Raw genomic sequence first — 16,748 nt, forward strand, 5'->3', positions numbered from 1 at the left:
ACCGCTCTCGACTTCAACCGGCGCTCGCTGATGGGCGCCCGTACTGGCAGTTTTTAACCATGTCTGTGTTCACTCCCCTGGCTCGGCCCGAGCTGGAAACCTTTCTTGCCCCTTATGGGCTCGGCCGCCTGCTTGATTTCCAGGGGATCGCCGCCGGCAGCGAAAACACCAATTTCTTTGTCAGCCTGGAGCAGGGCGAGTTTGTCCTGACCTTGGTGGAGCGCGGCCCGGTACAGGAAATGCCGTTCTTCATCGAACTGCTGGACGTGCTGCATGATGCCAACCTGCCAGTGCCTTACGCCTTGCGTACCACCGACGGCATAGCGCTGCGTGAACTGGCCGGCAAACCGGCGCTGCTGCAGCCGCGCCTGGCGGGCAAGCACATCAAACAGGCCAACGCGCAACATTGCGCCCAAGTGGGGGAGTTGCTGGCCCATCTGCACCTGGCGACCCAGGACAACATGATCAAGCGCAAGACCGACCGCGGCCTGGACTGGATGCAGGAGGAGGGCGCGAAGCTGTTGACGCACCTCGAGACCGAACCCCGTCAGTTGCTGGAAGCTGCGCTGGATGAAATCGCGCAACAAAAGGTAAAAATCCTGGCACTGCCCCGGGCCAACATCCACGCGGACCTGTTCCGCGACAATGCGATGTTCGAGGGTACGCACCTGACCGGGCTGATCGACTTCTACAACGCCTGCTCCGGCCCGATGCTGTATGACGTCGCCATCGCCTTGAACGACTGGTGTTCGGATGACAACGGTGTGCTCGATGGCCCACGGACGCGGGCCTTGTTGGGAGCTTATGCGGCGCTACGGCCATTCACGGCCGCCGAAGCCGAGTCATGGCCGACGATGCTGCGCGTGGCCTGCGTACGGTTTTGGCTGTCGCGGTTGATCGCCGCCGAATCGTTTGCCGGGCAGGACGTGTTGATTCACGACCCGATGGAGTTCCAGCAGCGCCTGGCACAGCGGCAGACGGTCAGCGCGATGTTGCCATTTGCCCTCTGACAGCAAGCAGATCTGAATGCCTTTGTGGCGAGGGGATTTATCCCCGCTGGGCTGCGCAGCAGCCCTTTGCTTTCGGTCTGACGGACTGCGGTGGCAGATATTTCTTGAGGCCGCTTCGCGCCCCAACGGGGATAAATCCCCTCGCCACAGGTTTTGCGTTATAACGACTCCAGGCACCCAGCCAAGTCATTCCCCAGCTTCTCCAGCAACTGCTCATACCCTTGCGCCGTCGCCGGGGTGTAGCCGCCCAGGGCATCCAGCTCCGCCAGCTTCACCGGCAACCCGGCCACCAGGGTTTCGGCAAGGCGCGGGCGCAGGGGCGGTTCGCTGAAGACGCATGTCTTGCCCACGGTCTGCAAGCGATTGCGCATCGCCGCCACATGCTGGGCACCCGGCTGGACTTCGGCGGCCACGGCAAACACCCCGGCGTGCTTGAGGCCGTAGTGGTCTTCGAAATAGTCGAACGCCTCGTGGAACACAAAATACGGCTTGCCCGCGACCCCGGCCAGACGGCGCTTCAAACGCCCATCCAGCGCATCAAGACGCTGGTTGAAGCCCTTGAGGTTGCTTTGATAGCGGCTGGCATTGGCCGGATCGGCCGCGCTCAGGTCGGCAGCCATTCTGGTGGCAATCACCCGTGCATTGACTGGCGAGAGCCACAAGTGGGCATCAATGGTGCCGGGGCGATGGTCATGATCATGCTCATCGGCGCCATGGTCATCTTCGGCGTGGGAATGACTGTCCTGGGCAAAATGACGCAACGTGAGCCCCGGCACATCCTGCACCGCCACCGAAGGACGCGTACGACCGTTCAGCACGCGCGGCAGGAAGCCTTCCATGTCGGGGCCGATCCAGTAGAGCAAATCCACCGACTGCACCTTCCGTACGTCGGATGGCCGCAAGGCGTAATGGTGAGGCGAGGCACCGGGCGGCAATAGCACCTCTGGAACGGCCACGCCGTCCTGCACGGCGGCGGCAATCAGTTGCAATGGCTTGATGCTGGTAAGCACTTTGACTTCGGCCTGGGCTGGGCCGATCAGTAGAAAACTGGCAACAAAAGCGACAAAGATCGAAAAAATTCGGGACACGATGACCACTCGAAGAGGCGAGAACGGGTAACATAATAACGTCTCTCACTAAAATCGTCGCTGCCCATGCCTATTACGCCCCTTGCCAGTCGTCCTCATGATCATTCTCACTGCGTGCACACGGCGCTGTCCGAGGCCGACGCCATCTGCGCGCGCCAAGGGTTGCGCCTGACCGCTTTGCGTCGACGCGTGCTCGAGCTGGTCTGGCAAAGCCACAAGCCGCTGGGCGCCTACGACATACTTGCAGTCCTCAGTGAGCAGGACGGCCGCCGCGCCGCGCCGCCCACGGTTTATCGGGCGCTGGATTTCCTGCTGGAAAACGGCCTGGTGCATCGCATCTCGTCGTTGAACGCTTTCGTCGGCTGCAATCACCCGGAGCACGCCCACCAGGGCCAGTTCCTGATCTGCCGCGAATGCCACGCTGCCATCGAGCTGGAGCAGAAGTCCATCAGCGATGCCATCGTTGCCAGCGCCCAAGAGGTGGGCTTCGTGGTGGATACCCAGACCGTTGAAGTGGTCGGGCTCTGCTCCGGTTGCCAGGGGGCCTGATGAGCAATGCGTTGATCCGTCTCGAGCACGTCGCCGTGACGTTCGCCGGCCAGAGCGTGCTGGATAACATCCACCTGAGCGTCGAGCCGGGGCAGATCGTCACCCTGATCGGCCCCAACGGCGCCGGCAAGACAACCCTGGTGCGTGCCGTGCTGGGGTTGCTCAAGCCCGACAGCGGCACCGTCTGGCGCAAGCCGAAGCTGCGGGTCGGTTACATGCCGCAAAAGCTTCATGTCGACCCGACGCTGCCCCTGTCGGTACTGCGCTTTTTGCGCCTGGTGCCTGGCGTGGATCGCGAACGGGCCCTGGCGGCGCTCAACGAAGTCGGCGCCGAACACGTAATCGATAGCCCGGTACAAAGTGTTTCCGGCGGCGAAATGCAGCGCGTGTTGCTGGCCCGAGCCCTGCTGCGCGAGCCTGAGCTGCTGGTGCTCGACGAGCCCGTGCAAGGGGTCGACGTGGCCGGTCAGGCCGAGCTGTACAGCCTGATCACCCGCCTGCGCGACCGTCATGGCTGCGGCGTGCTGATGGTTTCCCACGACCTTCACCTGGTCATGAGCACCACCGACCAGGTGGTCTGCCTCAATCGCCACGTCTGCTGTTCCGGGCATCCCGAGCAGGTCAGCGGCGATCCGGCCTTCGTCGAACTGTTCGGAAAGAACGCACAAAGCCTGGCGATTTATCACCACCATCACGACCATGCCCATGACCTGCATGGTTCGGTGGTCAGCGACTCATCTGTTTCTACCCATGTTCATGGAGATGGCTGCAAGCATGGCTGATTTTCTGTTGTACGCCCTGCTCGCAGGCCTGGCCCTCGCGATGGTGGCCGGCCCTCTGGGCTCGTTCGTGGTCTGGCGGCGCATGGCCTATTTCGGTGACACCTTGTCCCATGCGGCCTTGCTGGGCGTGGCCCTGGGCTTTTTGCTGGACGTCAGCCCTGCCGTGGCGGTGACTGTCGGCTGCCTGTTGCTGGCGGTGCTGCTGGTGACCCTGCAACAGCGTCAACCGTTGGCCTCCGACACGCTGCTGGGCATTCTGGCGCCCAGTACCCTGTCTCTCGGGCTGGTGGTACTAAGCTTCATGCATGACGTGCGGATTGATCTGATGGCCTACCTGTTTGGCGACCTGCTTGCCATCAGCCCCATGGATCTTTCATGGATCCTGGGCGGCAGCGCGGCGGTCCTGCTGCTGCTGGTAGCGCTCTGGCGCCCATTGCTGGCCGTGACTGTGCATGAGGAACTGGCGCGGGTCGAAGGCTTGCCCGTGGTGGGTTTACGGCTGGCGTTGATGCTGTTGATTGCGGTGGTCATTGCCGTGGCGATGAAAATCGTCGGTGTGTTGCTGATTACTTCTTTGCTGATTATCCCGGCGGCCGCAGCACAGCGGCACGCCCGCTCCCCGGAGCAGATGGCCCTGGGCGCGAGCCTGCTGGGCATGCTCGCGGTGTGCGGTGGGCTGGCGCTATCGTGGTTCAAGGACACCCCGGCCGGGCCGTCGATTGTGGTCAGCGCCGCCGCGCTATTTCTGCTGAGTTTTGTCCTGCCCCGTCGAGGGGTGTAGACTTGCTCGCTTTTTGCGCAAATAGAGAGTCGCAGGAATGAAGCCGTTCGCCTCCCGTTATCTGCTCCTTGTCGCATTTTCCCTGCTGCTGGGCGCATGCCAGAGTTCGCCGCCGGTCGCCGAAGCCCCCGATACCCGAGGCCCGGCCATCGCGCAGTTTGAACAGAGCCTGGCCGGCAATGAGCTGGCCACCGCTGAAGGTCAACTGGCCGCACTGCAAGCCCAGACGCCCGAGGATCCGACGCTGGAACCCTATCAGCGGCGCCTGGCCGAGGCGTATTTGCGCCGCAGCCAGATCGATCTGCAAAAAGGTGACGTCAATGCCGCCGCCACCGCCCTGAGCCGTGCCCGCGCCTTGATGCCCAAAGCGCCAGCGCTCACCGGTGAGGTCAACAGCGAAATTGCCGAAGCCCGCCGGGCAGAGCTGGAAAAAGCCGAGGCCGCCCTCAAGGCCGCCGAAGCCCAACCGGTCGCCAAAGTGATCGATCCGAGTGCCAAAAGCACCACCGTTGCGCTTAACATCGGCGATATCCAGGAAATGCGTCGTCAACTGGATGCCATTGCCGCCGATGTGGTGAGTTTTCAATGTGACGTCAGCATTCAAGCGCCGCGCACCGACGATTATCCGTGGTTGGCGACTCTGCTGACCAAGCGGGTCAAGAAGCTTGATCCGGGGTTTGATCTGAAAGTGCAAAAGCAGATTTTGCGCAGCGTACCGGCGCAGATGGTGCTGACACCGCGCAGGCCTTAACAGCATCGCGAGCAAGCTCGCTCCCACATTGGATCTAGGGTGATCACAGTTTAGTGATCGACACATAACCCTGTGGGAGCGAGCTTGCTCGCGATAGCGTCCTACCAGCAACCAGCCACTTTCAGACACTCATCAAGCCGGAATCGCCTTCGCCTTAGGTTCCCGCGCCCACACCCGATGCTGGGCCATCGCGTCGAAGAACGTCTGGAATTTGCCAGCATCCGCGTCAGGAATCAGCCCCGCATCCGCCTCCAGCTTCAACAACACCAACAGTTGCCGCGCTTCGCCATTGAGGGCGATGGCCTTCAGGTGCTTGTAGGCCTCCAGCACGTAATGCAACGCCACGCCGTCAGCGCTCAACGCCTTGATCGATTCCGCGCCACCTGGCACGAATACCGCGTCAAAGGCAATGGACGGCATACCTTCCATGGACGCATCCACCGGCAGCGTTTGCCCATCGGCGGTGGTGACTGGTGCGGAGGTTGGCCCCAGCACTTTGGCGTGAGCCCCCTTGGCTTCCAGGGCCTGCTTGAACGCATCGATAATCGCCCCATCGACGCCGTCGGCCACCAGAACAGCCACCTTGCGCGTCTTGATGTCCCCGGACAGCAGGTTCGCCTGACTCAAGGCGGGGGATTGTTCCAGCGAAGGCTTCGGTACATCCACGGTGCAGGCGGTGGGTGCTGGCAGCCCGAGGTTTTTGGCCACCCGCGCGGCCAGTTCCAGATCGATGTTGGCCAATATCTCGTTCACCTGCCGCGCCCGAATAAACTCCCGCTCCACCTTGCCCAATTCGAAGCTATAGGCGGCGATGATGTGTTCCTGTTCGTGGGGGCTCATGCTCTTGTAGAACAGCCGCGCCTGGGAAAAGTGATCGCCAAACGACTCGCTGCGTTGACGGATCTTGTGGGCATCGATGCGCTCTGGATAACTTTCGAAGCCGCCGTCCGCAGGACCTGGCGGGGTTTCCTTCGGCCAGCCGCCATCGATAGAGTTCGGCTCGTAGGAGGCGCGGCCCTTGTCGATGGTGGTGCGATGCATGGCGTCACGCTGGCCGTTGTGCACCGGGGTGATCGCCCGGTTGATCGGCAACTCATGAAAATTCGGCCCACCAAGTCGGCTGATTTGCGTATCGGTGTAGGAGAACAGCCGGCCCTGCAGCAACGGGTCGTTGGAAAAGTCGATACCCGGCACGATATGCCCAGGGCAGAAGGCGACTTGCTCGACCTCGGCGAAGAAATTGTCCGGGTTACGGTTGAGCACCATCTTGCCCAACGGCGTGATGGGCACGAGTTCTTCCGGGATGATCTTGGTGGGGTCGAGCAGGTCGAAGTCGAATTTATGCTCGTCTTCCTCGGCGACGATTTGTACGCCGAATTCCCATTCCGGGTAGTCCCCCATCTCGATCGATTCCCAGAGATCGCGACGGTGGTAGTCCGTATCCTTACCCGCCAGTTTCTGGGCTTCGTCCCACACCAGCGAACAAGTACCGACTGTTGGGCGCCAGTGGAATTTGACGAAGCTGCCTTTGCCTTCGGCGTTGATCATGCGGAAGGTGTGCACACCAAAGCCCTGCATGCTCCGCAGGCTTTTCGGAATGGCCCGGTCGGACATCGCCCATATCACCATGTGTGCCGATTCAGGCACCAGCGAGACGAAATCCCAGAACGTATCGTGGGCTGAGCCGCCGGTAGGGATTTCATTGTGGGGTTCGGGTTTCACCGCGTGGACAAAGTCGGGGAACTTGATCGCATCCTGGATGAAAAACACCGGCATGTTGTTGCCCACCAGGTCGAAGTTACCTTCATCGGTGAAGAACTTGACCGCAAAGCCACGGACGTCCCGCACCGTGTCGCCGGAACCCCGTGGACCTTGCACGGTGGAAAAACGCACGAACACTGGGGTTTTCTTGCTTGGGTCTTGTAGGAATCCGGCCTTGGTCAGTGCCGAATGTGCTTCATAGCTCTGAAAGTAACCATGGGCCCCAGTACCGCGGGCGTGAACGATGCGCTCCGGGATGCGCTCATGGTCAAAGTGCGTGATCTTCTCACGCATGATGAAGTCTTCCAGCAGCGAGGGGCCACGGGCCCCGACCCGCAGGGTGTTCTGGTTGTCGGCAATCTTTACGCCCTGATTGGTGCGTAACGCCTGCTCGGTGGCGTCGGAGCGAAACTGCTCCAGGCTCTCAAGCTTGGCGTTGGTGTTGCCGCGATCCAGGGTGTCGGTCCCGGCCAGTTGGCTCTTGTTGACCGTGGGCTTTTTGGTACTCATCAGGCATAACTCCTCTTTGCGATCCCGGAGGCCAGGACTCTTGAGTTCGATACCGCAGGTTCCATACCCGGGCATTTTCGAGTGGCTTAATGAGTGACCTATGCCGTTTGGCCGTGTTCCTTTTTTATGGCCTTTGATCGCCTTATTGCCAAATGGCTGGTTCAATCGCAAATAAATGCTAAGAACCTCTATACGGACAGGCTAAAATGCGCGCCCGGCTAACCGCTGATCCTTTTCCAACGCGCCCCACAAGGTTCGCTACGTGATCGAGTTTCAAAACGTTTTTAAAACCTACCGGGTTGCCGGTAAGGATATCCCCGCCCTGCACCCGACCAGTCTGACGATTGAGAACGGTCAGGTCTTCGGCCTGATTGGCCATTCCGGTGCGGGAAAAAGTACCCTGCTGCGCCTGATCAATCGCCTGGAAGACAGCAGCGGCGGCAAGATCATCGTCGACGGCGAGGAAGTCACCGCCCTGGACGCCAGCGGCCTGCGACGTTTCCGTCAGCAGGTCGGGATGATTTTCCAGCACTTTAATCTGCTGGCATCCAAGACCGTGGCCGACAACGTGGCGCTGCCCCTGACGCTGGCGGGCGAATTGTCCCGCAGCGAAATTGACCGGCGCGTCGCCGAGTTACTGGCGCGAGTAGGCTTGTCCGACCACGCCAAAAAATATCCGGCGCAGTTGTCCGGTGGCCAGAAGCAGCGCGTCGGCATCGCCCGCGCCCTGGCGACCAAACCCAAGATTTTGCTGTGCGACGAGGCCACCAGCGCACTGGACCCGCAAACCACCGCCTCGGTACTGCAACTGCTGGCCGAGATCAACCGCGAGCTGAAGCTGACCATCGTGCTGATCACCCACGAAATGGACGTGATCCGCCGCGTCTGCGATGAAGTGGCGGTGATGGACGCTGGCGTGATCGTCGAGCAAGGACCGGTGGCCGAGGTGTTCCTGCACCCCAAGCACCCGACCACCAAGCGTTTTGTCCAGGAAGACGAGCAGATCGACGAAAGCGAACAGCGCGACGATTTCGCCCACGTACCGGGGCGCATCGTGCGTCTGACATTCCAGGGCGAAGCGACCTACGCGCCATTGCTCGGCACCGTCGCCCGGGAAACCGGCGTGGACTACAGCATTCTGGCCGGTCGTATCGACCGCATCAAAGACACCCCCTACGGGCAACTGACCCTCGCCGTCACCGGCGGTGACATGGAGGCGGCATTCGCCCGCTTCACCGCGGCCGACGTCCACATGGAGGTGCTGCGCTGATGGAACTGTTGAATTCATTCTTCGCCAACATCGATTGGCTGGAAATCTGGCTGGCGACCGGCGATACCCTGCTGATGCTGTTCGGCTCGCTGTTGTTTACCGTGCTGCTCGGCCTGCCGCTGGGGGTGCTGCTGTTCCTCTGCAGCCCGCGCCAGTTGCTCGAAGCCCGGGGCGTTTATGCATTGCTGTCGCTGATCGTCAACATCCTGCGTTCGCTGCCATTCATCATCCTGTTGATCGTGATGATTCCGTTCACGGTATTGATCACCGGCACCTCCCTGGGCGTGGCCGGAGCGATTCCGCCATTGGTGGTCGGCGCGACGCCATTCTTCGCCCGCCTGGTGGAAACCGCCTTGCGCGAAGTCGATCGCGGCATCATCGAAGCGACCCAGGCCATGGGCGCGACGACCCGGCAGATCATCGTCAACGCCTTGCTGCCGGAAGCCCGTCCAGGCATTTTTGCCGCGATTACGGTGACAGCGATTACGCTGGTGTCCTACACGGCCATGGCCGGTGTGGTCGGTGCCGGTGGTTTGGGTGACCTGGCGATCCGTTTCGGTTATCAACGTTTCCAGACCGATGTGATGGTGGTCACGGTGGTGTTGCTGCTGGTGCTGGTTCAGGTCCTGCAAACCGTGGGCGACAAACTGGTTGTGCATTTCTCTAGAAAATAAGGCCTCGCGGCCAATAAACCATGAGCCGGCCATTCGCTGGCAGGCGCCGAGAGCGGGCGCCTAAAAAGGAGTTAGCTGAATGAAAAAACTACTGGTTGCCTTCGCTGCCGTCGCAGCATTTTCCGCCCACGCCGCCGACACCCTGACCGTCGCGGCAACGCCGGTGCCACACGCGGAAATCCTCGAATTCGTCAAACCGGCCCTGGCCAAAGAAGGCGTCGACCTCAAGGTCAAAGTCTTCACCGACTACATCCAGCCAAACGTACAAGTCGCCGAAAAGCGCCTGGACGCCAACTTCTTCCAGCACCAGCCGTACCTGGATGAGTTCAACAAGGCCAAGGGCACCCACCTGGTGAGCGTGACCGGCGTGCACCTGGAACCTTTGGGCGCTTACTCCAGCAAGTTCAAGACACTGGCAGAAGTGCCAGGCGGTGCCAACGTGGTCATCCCCAACGACGCCACCAACGGCGGCCGTGCGCTGTTGCTGCTGGCGAAGCACGGGGTGATCACGCTGAAGGATTCCAACAACATCCTGTCGACTACCAAGGACATTGTTGAGAACCCGAAGGATCTGAAATTCCGTGAGCTGGAAGCCGCGACCATTCCGCGGGTGCTGACCCAGGTGGATCTGGCGTTGATCAATACCAACTATGCGTTGGAGGCCAAGCTTGATCCTTCCAAGGATGCATTGGTGATTGAAGGTAGCGACTCGCCGTATGTGAATATTCTGGTGGCGCGTGAGGATGACAAGGACAGTGAGGCGATGAAGAAGCTCGCGGCGGCGCTGCATACGCCGGAAGTGAAGGCTTTTATTCTTGAGAAGTACAAAGGCGCGGTTTTGCCGGCGTTTTGATCTGATCGGGTGGTGAAAAAACGGGGCTGCGTGGGAATGCAGGCCCGTTTTTTTATGCTCGGAAATATGCGGCGTCACGGAAAGACCCGCAAGATCACGGGCTATCGCGGATCAACGTTATCCAACACCCGATTCGCCAGCAATGAACTCAACTCTATCAGTTGCTGGACGCCGAGGAGGATGTGACGGCGCGGGCCTTCCAGGTCGAAGGCCAGGTTGCTGACCATCGCATCGGCTGCCGCCAGGGTTTCGCTGAGGTTGGCTAGCAGGCATTCGTTGTCGGCGTTTTTTGCGACGGTGAAGAGCTGGCCCGGTTGGGACGCCTCTTCGGACTTTTCTGGTTTGGGTCGCAGGTAATAATCCAAGGCGCGATTAGTCGCTTCATCGTGTTTCTTGGCGTTGGATTTGGTTCGCGGGGAAGCTTGGTCCGCCTCTGGCGGATTCGGGGTAGGCTTGAACATGTACTAAGTCCTGTAAGTGACGCCGCAACCCTCTAGCTACTAAACAAGGGGTGGCAGCTGTACGCAGGTTAGTAGACCGGGGACTTAGCAAGCCGGCGCGCCCGAGGGCGCCCTGCGCACAGCCGCCATCAAATACAGGCATGGAAATACCTGACTGATAGGAGCCTTGCACCTTACTAAATACCAACGGGCTACTAAACCCGACCACTGATGGGCAGTGGCAGGAAAACATTAGAATCCATGGTCAAGGCGCACAAGCGGGCGGATTCTGGCGTAGTTGTAGGCAATGGCGCAAGGATTCGTAGCTTGATGGAAGGGTGGCTGTGGCGGAATAAACAAGGCTGCGTTTTACCTTGAAATTCGGAGCCAGAGGGTCGGTTTTCGCTATGGCACCTGACGTTGTTGTAACGCATCACAAAACGCTGCAAGTCGATCTGCCCGTCATGATTTACTGACGTCCTGTCACGTCCAAGCTGTAACGTTTGCTCACGCACCGAGAGCCGTATCCATCATGTCCTTCGCCGAGCTGAAATCCTTCCACATGGTCGCCCGACTGGGCAGCATCACCCAGGCGGCGAAGAAGCTCGGCCTCAGCCAGCCCACGGTCACCACGCAAATCCGCAACCTCGAAGGGCAGTACGGCGTCGAGCTGTTTTACCGTGGGGGTCGACGTCTGACCCTGAGCGATGAAGGCGTGCGCCTGCTGCCCATGGTGCAGCAGTTGCTGCAGCAGGAGGCCGATATCGAGTTCTTTTTGCGCAACTGCGGTCAGGTACAAGGCGCCCTGCGCATCGGCGCCACTGCGCCTTATTACATGCTCGACCTGGTACGGCGCTTTCGCGAGCAACTGCCGCAGTGCGAGGTGACGCTGGAGATCGGTAACTCTCAGCAGGTGATCGAGGCATTGGAGGACTACCGCGTCGACCTTGCCGCTTCCTCGCTGTTGGTCGAGGACCCGCGGCTGACTCGCCTGCTATTGGGCCACGATCCACTGGTGTTGGCCGTACACCGTAGTCATCCACTGGCCGCGCGGGAGCGTGTGCCGCTCGCGGCCCTGGCCGGGCACTGCCTGTTGATGCGCGAGAAAGGTTCGACCACTCGCGTGCTCACCGAGCAGTTGCTGCGCGACGCCGGCGTGGCGCTCGGCTCGTTACTGGAGATTGGCAGCCGCGAGTCGATTCGTGAAGCGGTGCTGCGCAATATCGGCATCAGCATCATCGCCCGCCACGAAGTGCCGACCAGTACCGAGTTGCGGGTGATCGAGCTGGAAGGGGCACCGCTGATTGCCGAATACCTCTACTGCCTCAAGGAGCGCCGCAGCGCGCGCCTGCCGGCGGTCTTTCTGGCGTTGGCGCGGGAAGCCGCGAGCACCTCGTAGGGTGCCTCGCGCTCGCCTTTTGGGTGAAAGCACTACATAAATCCACCGATGCCACTATCAGCAGCTTTTGCCCAATTGCCATAAAGCCTTAGCACCCCGTGTCCAAGATGGGCCTCGTATTCCACCGACGAGGTTCCGCCATGGCTACGGTCAGCTTGCAACTGCGCGACATCCACAAGGCCTTCGGTGCCTTTCAGGCGCTGGATGGCGTGTCGCTGGACGTCTCTGCCGGTGAGCTGGTGTGCCTGCTCGGCCCCTCGGGCTGCGGCAAGACCACGCTGCTGCGCTGCATCGCCGGGCTGGAGCGCCAGGACGGCGGCAAGATCTTCTTTGGCGACCGGGATGTCTCCACGCTGCCACCGCAGGCCCGCGACTACGGCATTCTGTTCCAATCCTACGCGTTGTTTCCCAACCTCACGGTGGCCCAGAACATCGGTTACGGCCTGGCCGGCAACAGCCGCGAGACGATCCGTGGGCGGATCGCCGAGATGCTCGAGCTGGTCGACCTCAAGGGCAGCGAGCAGAAATATCCCGGCCAGCTCTCCGGCGGCCAGCAACAGCGCGTGGCCCTGGCCCGAGCCCTGGCGCCGGCGCCCCAACTACTGCTGCTGGACGAACCGATGTCGGCCCTCGACGCTCGCGTGCGCGAACACCTGTGCGGTGAGCTGCGCCGATTACAGAAGAGCCTGGGTATCACCACCGTGATGGTCACCCACAATCAGGACGAGGCCATGCTCATGGCCGACCGTATCGCGGTGATCAATCACGGCCGGGTCGAGCAGTACGCCGCGCCCCAGGAGATTTATCGCGCGCCCGCCACACCTTTCGTCGCCGAGTTCGTCGGCCAGGGCAACTGGCTGCCCTACGAGCGCGACGGCGAGCACGCCCGGGTTGGCGAACTGAGCCTGCGTCTGCACGGCGTCCGCCCGGCTGAACGCGGTCGCCTGTTTTGCCGCCCCGAGGCGGTGGTGGTCAACCCGCCGGTACACGAAGACAACCTGTTCAGCGCACAGATGCGTGAGATCACCTTCCTTGGCAATCGCTGCCGCCTGAGTTTCGAGCTGGACGCCCTGCCGGGGCATGCCCTGCTTGCCGAGCTGGCGCCGGACGCCATGCCGCGCCTGGCCGCCTCGCATATCTGGGTGGCCCTGCCGCCGCGCAGCCTGCAGGTGTTCGTCTGATGGAGCAGGTGTTGCTGAGCAAGCCCCAGGCCGGCGCGCGGCGCCTGCCTGCCGACCTGGCCGACCGGATATTCGTTCACGGTGGCCAGTGGTTGCTGTTGGTGTTGCTGGTGCTCGCCGTGCTGCTGCCGCTACTGGCCATGCTTTGGCGCGGCTTCGCCAGCGAACCCGGGCAGGGCGGTGGGCTGACGGCGGCGGCCGAGCTGTTCACCAGTGCCAACTTCCGCTGGCTGCTGGGCAACAGTCTGGCGGTCTCGCTGACCGTGGCCGCCATTGTCGTGCCGCTGGCCTACGCCTTCGCCTATGCGCTGCAGCGTACCTGCGTGCCGGCCAAGGGCCTGTGGCGCGGCATTTCCCTGCTACCGTTGCTGGCACCGTCGATATTGCCGGGCATTGCGCTGATCTACCTGTTCGGCAACCAGGGCGCGCTCCGGCACCTGCTCACGGACAATATCTATGGCTTCTGGGGCATCGTCATCGGCGAAGCCATCTACACCTTCCCCCATGCGCTGATGGTGTTGCTTTCGGCTCTGGCCCTGGCCGATGCGCGCCTGTTCGACGCCGCCTCGAGCATGGGCGCGTCACCGTGGCGGGCATTTTGCAGCATCACTTGGCCAGGCAGCCGACAGGGCGTGTTCGCGGCCTTCTGCCTGGTGTTCACCCTGTGCATCACCGATTTCGGCGTGCCGATGGTGGTCGGCGGCGATTATCAGGTGCTGGCGCTGGAGGCCTACAAAGCAGTGGTCGGGCAGCAGCAGTTCGGCCGCGGCGCGCTGATCGGCATGGTCCTGCTGCTGCCGGCGCTGTTGAGCTTCGCCGTCGACCTGTGGTTGCGCCGTCGTCAGCGCGAGGCAATGAGCGGCCGAGCCCAGGTTTACCACCCGCAACCGTCGCGCCGCCGCGACCTGGCCTTTCTCGCCGTGGTGCTGCTGATCTGCGCGGCGCTGCTCGGCGTGTTCGGCATGGCGATGTACTCGTCGCTGGTCAAGTTCTGGCCCTATGACCTGTCGCTGTCGCTGCACCACTACGTTTTTTCCGAACTGCCCGGCGGCTGGCAGGTGTACCGCAACAGTCTGATGCTGGCCAGCTGCACGGCCGTGTTCGGCAGCCTGCTGACCTTCACCGGCGCCTACCTGCTGGAAAAGACCCGGCAGAGCCCGCTGACCCAGGCCCTGCGCCTGCTCAGCTTCGTGCCGATGGCGGTGCCGGGGCTGGTACTGGGCCTGGGCTACGTGTTTTTCTTCAACCTGCCGGGCAATCCGCTGCACGGTCTGTATGGCAGCCTGACCCTGCTGGTGGCGTGTACCATCGCGCACTTCCTGACTACCGCGCAGTTGACCGCCAGCGCTGCGCTGCGCCAGCTCGATGGCGAGTTCGAGGCCGCCGCGCTGTCGCTGAAGGTGCCACTGCTGCGCCACTTTTTGCGCGTCACCCTGCCGATCTGCCTGCCGGCGTTGCTCGACATCCTGCGCTATCTGTTCGTCTCGGCGATGACCACGGTGTCGGCGGTGATCTTCCTCTACAGCCCGGACAGCCTGCTCGCCGCCATCGCCGTGCTGAACATGGACGACGCCGGCAATGTCGGCGGCGCCGCCGCCATGTCCACCCTGATCCTGCTCACCTCGGCCGCGGTTTCGCTGCTGCTGGCGGGGGCCTCACGCGGCGTGCTGCGTCGGGCCCAAGCCTGGCGCACGGCCGCCGGCCATTGATTACCCTGGAGACTGCCATGCACTACCAACACCCCGACCGCCTGCACGCCGCCATTCTCGACTGGGCCGGCACCGTGGTCGATTTCGGCTCCTTCGCGCCGACCCGCATCTTCGTCGAGGCCTTCGCCAGTTTCGACGTCGAGATCAGCCTGGACGAAGCGCGTGGGCCGATGGGCATGGGCAAGTGGGACCACATCCGCGCCCTGTGCAACCTGCCGGCGATTGCCGAGCGCTACCAACGCCGCTTCGGCCGTCTGCCGAGCGACGAAGATGTGACGGCGATTTATGAGCGCTTCATGCCGTTGCAGATCGCCAAGGTCGGCGAGCACTCGGCGCTGATCCCCGGCGCCCTGGCGTGTATCGCCGCGCTGCGCGAGCGCGGGCTCAAGCTCGGCAGTTGCTCCGGCTATCCCAAACAGGTGATGGACAAAGTGGTCGAGCTGGCCGCCGCCAACGGATACCGCCCAGACCACGTGGTGGCCACCGACGAGGTGCCCAAGGGCCGGCCGAGCCCGGCCCAGGCGCTGGCCAACGTCATCGCCCTCGGCCTCGACGATGTGGCCGCCTGCGTCAAGGTCGACGACACCGAGCCGGGCATCCTCGAAGGCCGCAGCGCCGGCATGTGGACCGTGGCGCTGCGCTTCTCCGGCAACTTCCTGGGCCTTGACTGGGCGCAGTACCAGGCCCTGACGCCCGCGCAGCGCGAGGCCGAGCGCACGCGCATCGACGCGCTGTTCGCGCCGAGCCGGCCACATTACCTGATCGACACCCTCGCCGAACTGCCGTCGGTGATCGACGCCATCAACGCTCGCCTGGCCCGGGGCGAGAGCCCGCAAGCCAACTGAATTCGAATAACCAACGCCACGCAATGCCAACCAAGGAGCTCTTCATGTTCAAACGTACCGCTCTGGCCGCCGGCCTGCTCGCCGCTTGCGCCATGCAGGCCCAGGCCAACACCGAGCTGACCGTGTACACCGCCCTCGAAGTGGAACAGCTGGCCGCCTACAAGGCCGCCTTCGAAAAGCTCCACCCGGATATCGAGATCAAGTGGGTACGCGACTCCACCGGCATCGTCACCGCCAAGCTGCTGGCCGAGAAGGATCGCCCGCAGGCCGATGTGGTGTGGGGGCTGGCCGGCTCGAGCCTGGCTGTACTCAAGCAGCAGGGCATGCTCGAAGCCTACGCCCCGGCCAACCTGGACAAGATCGGCGCCAACTACCGCGACGCCGCCAACCCGCCGGCCTGGGTCGGCATGGACGTGTGGGCCGCGACCATCTGCTTCAACACCATCGAGGCCGAGAAGCAGGGCCTGCCCAAGCCGACCAAGTGGGAAGACCTGACCAACCCGGTGTACAAGGGCAAGATCGTCATGCCCAACCCGGCTTCGTCCGGCACCGGCTACCTCGACGTCAGCGCCTGGCTGCAGACCTTCGGCGAGCCGCAGGGCTGGGCCTACATGGACAAGCTGCACCAAAACATCGGCCAGTACACCCATTCCGGTTCCAAGCCGTGCAAGCTGGCCGCCGCTGGCGAGTTCCCCATTGGCATCTCTTTCGAGTACCCGGCAGTGCAGCTCAAGCGCAAGGGGGCGCCGCTGGACATCGTCCTGCCGAAGGAAGGCCTGGGCTGGGAGATCGAGGCCACCGGCATCATCAAGGGCACCGAGCAGCTGGAAGCGGCGAAGAAGCTCGCCGACTTCTCCGCCAGCCGCGAGGCCATGGACCTATACAAGGCGAATTTCGCCGTGCTGGCCCAGCCGGGCATCGCCGAGCGCTTCCAGGAACTGCCCGCTGACTACGAGCAGCGCCTGATCAAGAACGACTTCGCCTGGGCCTCGGAGAACCGCGACAAGATCCTCGCTGAATGGCGCAAGCGCTACGACGGCAAGTCCGAACCTGTAGCCCAGTGACATGGCCGGCAGAACCCTGCTGACAGTGCAACGCGGGTTTGCTTCAGCACACGCCAGCCTTGTCAGAGGGGTTCTGCCCAT

Annotated in this window: 16 protein-coding genes; 13 read left to right on the forward strand and 3 right to left on the reverse strand. The window is 62.4% G+C overall.

Annotated features, from left to right (window positions below; genetic code table 11):
- Positions 1-59: 59 nt before the first annotated feature.
- The gene (locus AAIS01_RS09240) at positions 60-1,010 is read left to right on the forward strand and encodes a homoserine kinase (protein WP_343468723.1); all 951 of its coding nucleotides are present in this window, start codon (positions 60-62) and stop codon (positions 1,008-1,010) included.
- Between the two features lie 158 nt (positions 1,011-1,168).
- Here the strand turns inward: AAIS01_RS09240 and AAIS01_RS09245 are convergent, their stop codons facing one another.
- Positions 1,169-2,098 (reverse strand): zinc ABC transporter substrate-binding protein, encoded by a 930-nt coding sequence (locus AAIS01_RS09245; RefSeq protein WP_343468724.1) that lies wholly within the window; start codon positions 2,096-2,098, stop codon positions 1,169-1,171.
- Between the two features lie 66 nt (positions 2,099-2,164).
- On the opposite strand from AAIS01_RS09245, the gene zur reads away from it, so the two are divergent.
- Genes zur through AAIS01_RS09265 form a run of 4 tightly spaced genes read left to right on the forward strand, consistent with a single transcriptional unit; the run spans position 2,165 to position 4,961 of the window.
- Positions 2,165-2,647, forward strand: coding sequence for a zinc uptake transcriptional repressor Zur (gene zur, locus AAIS01_RS09250; RefSeq protein ID WP_343468725.1), 483 nt, complete (start codon positions 2,165-2,167; stop codon positions 2,645-2,647).
- The gene (gene znuC / locus AAIS01_RS09255; RefSeq protein ID WP_343468726.1) at positions 2,647-3,429 is read left to right on the forward strand and encodes a zinc ABC transporter ATP-binding protein ZnuC; all 783 of its coding nucleotides are present in this window, start codon (positions 2,647-2,649) and stop codon (positions 3,427-3,429) included. Before zur ends, znuC begins: the two co-directional genes overlap by 1 nt.
- Positions 3,422-4,210, forward strand: coding sequence for a zinc ABC transporter permease subunit ZnuB (gene znuB / locus AAIS01_RS09260; protein WP_047229780.1), 789 nt, complete (start codon positions 3,422-3,424; stop codon positions 4,208-4,210). Before znuC ends, znuB begins: the two co-directional genes overlap by 8 nt.
- A gap of 37 nt (positions 4,211-4,247) precedes the next feature.
- Positions 4,248-4,961, forward strand: coding sequence for a PA5502 family lipoprotein (locus AAIS01_RS09265; RefSeq protein ID WP_343468727.1), 714 nt, complete (start codon positions 4,248-4,250; stop codon positions 4,959-4,961).
- A gap of 132 nt (positions 4,962-5,093) precedes the next feature.
- On the opposite strand, the gene katE is transcribed toward AAIS01_RS09265, so the two are convergent.
- Positions 5,094-7,232, reverse strand: coding sequence for a catalase HPII (gene katE / locus AAIS01_RS09270; RefSeq protein ID WP_343468728.1), 2,139 nt, complete (start codon positions 7,230-7,232; stop codon positions 5,094-5,096).
- Between the two features lie 262 nt (positions 7,233-7,494).
- Here katE and AAIS01_RS09275 point away from each other — a divergent pair, with 262 nt between their 5' ends.
- From AAIS01_RS09275 to AAIS01_RS09285, 3 genes are all read left to right on the forward strand, one after another.
- The gene (locus tag AAIS01_RS09275; RefSeq protein ID WP_343468729.1) at positions 7,495-8,502 is read left to right on the forward strand and encodes a methionine ABC transporter ATP-binding protein; all 1,008 of its coding nucleotides are present in this window, start codon (positions 7,495-7,497) and stop codon (positions 8,500-8,502) included.
- The gene (locus AAIS01_RS09280) at positions 8,502-9,176 is read left to right on the forward strand and encodes a methionine ABC transporter permease (RefSeq protein ID WP_047229776.1); all 675 of its coding nucleotides are present in this window, start codon (positions 8,502-8,504) and stop codon (positions 9,174-9,176) included. The genes AAIS01_RS09275 and AAIS01_RS09280 overlap by 1 nt, the downstream gene beginning before the upstream one ends.
- A 79-nt stretch (positions 9,177-9,255) precedes the next feature.
- On the forward strand, positions 9,256-10,029 hold the full coding sequence (locus AAIS01_RS09285) for a MetQ/NlpA family ABC transporter substrate-binding protein (RefSeq protein WP_343468730.1): 774 nt from the start codon (positions 9,256-9,258) through the stop codon (positions 10,027-10,029).
- A gap of 101 nt (positions 10,030-10,130) precedes the next feature.
- Here the strand turns inward: AAIS01_RS09285 and AAIS01_RS09290 are convergent, their stop codons facing one another.
- A complete protein-coding gene (locus AAIS01_RS09290) occupies positions 10,131-10,490 on the reverse strand; it encodes a DUF6124 family protein (protein ID WP_343468731.1) in 360 nt (119 codons plus the stop codon).
- A gap of 511 nt (positions 10,491-11,001) precedes the next feature.
- On the opposite strand from AAIS01_RS09290, the gene AAIS01_RS09295 reads away from it, so the two are divergent.
- The 5 genes from AAIS01_RS09295 (at position 11,002) to AAIS01_RS09315 (ending at position 16,667) form a co-directional block, all read left to right on the forward strand.
- On the forward strand, positions 11,002-11,868 hold the full coding sequence (locus AAIS01_RS09295) for a LysR family transcriptional regulator (RefSeq protein ID WP_343468732.1): 867 nt from the start codon (positions 11,002-11,004) through the stop codon (positions 11,866-11,868).
- Positions 11,869-12,008: 140 nt separating this feature from the next.
- Positions 12,009-13,049: a putative 2-aminoethylphosphonate ABC transporter ATP-binding protein gene (locus tag AAIS01_RS09300; RefSeq protein WP_343468733.1), complete on the forward strand. Its 1,041-nt coding sequence runs from the start codon at positions 12,009-12,011 to the stop codon at positions 13,047-13,049.
- Positions 13,049-14,758: a putative 2-aminoethylphosphonate ABC transporter permease subunit gene (locus AAIS01_RS09305; protein ID WP_343468734.1), complete on the forward strand. Its 1,710-nt coding sequence runs from the start codon at positions 13,049-13,051 to the stop codon at positions 14,756-14,758. The genes AAIS01_RS09300 and AAIS01_RS09305 overlap by 1 nt, the downstream gene beginning before the upstream one ends.
- A 17-nt stretch (positions 14,759-14,775) precedes the next feature.
- A complete protein-coding gene (phnX, locus tag AAIS01_RS09310; RefSeq protein ID WP_343468735.1) occupies positions 14,776-15,603 on the forward strand; it encodes a phosphonoacetaldehyde hydrolase in 828 nt (275 codons plus the stop codon).
- Between the two features lie 44 nt (positions 15,604-15,647).
- On the forward strand, positions 15,648-16,667 hold the full coding sequence (locus AAIS01_RS09315) for a putative 2-aminoethylphosphonate ABC transporter substrate-binding protein (protein WP_343468736.1): 1,020 nt from the start codon (positions 15,648-15,650) through the stop codon (positions 16,665-16,667).
- Positions 16,668-16,748 lie beyond the last annotated feature (81 nt).

The organism is Pseudomonas halotolerans (genome assembly GCF_039581215.1).
GTDB lineage: Bacteria > Pseudomonadota > Gammaproteobacteria > Pseudomonadales > Pseudomonadaceae > Aquipseudomonas > Aquipseudomonas tehranensis.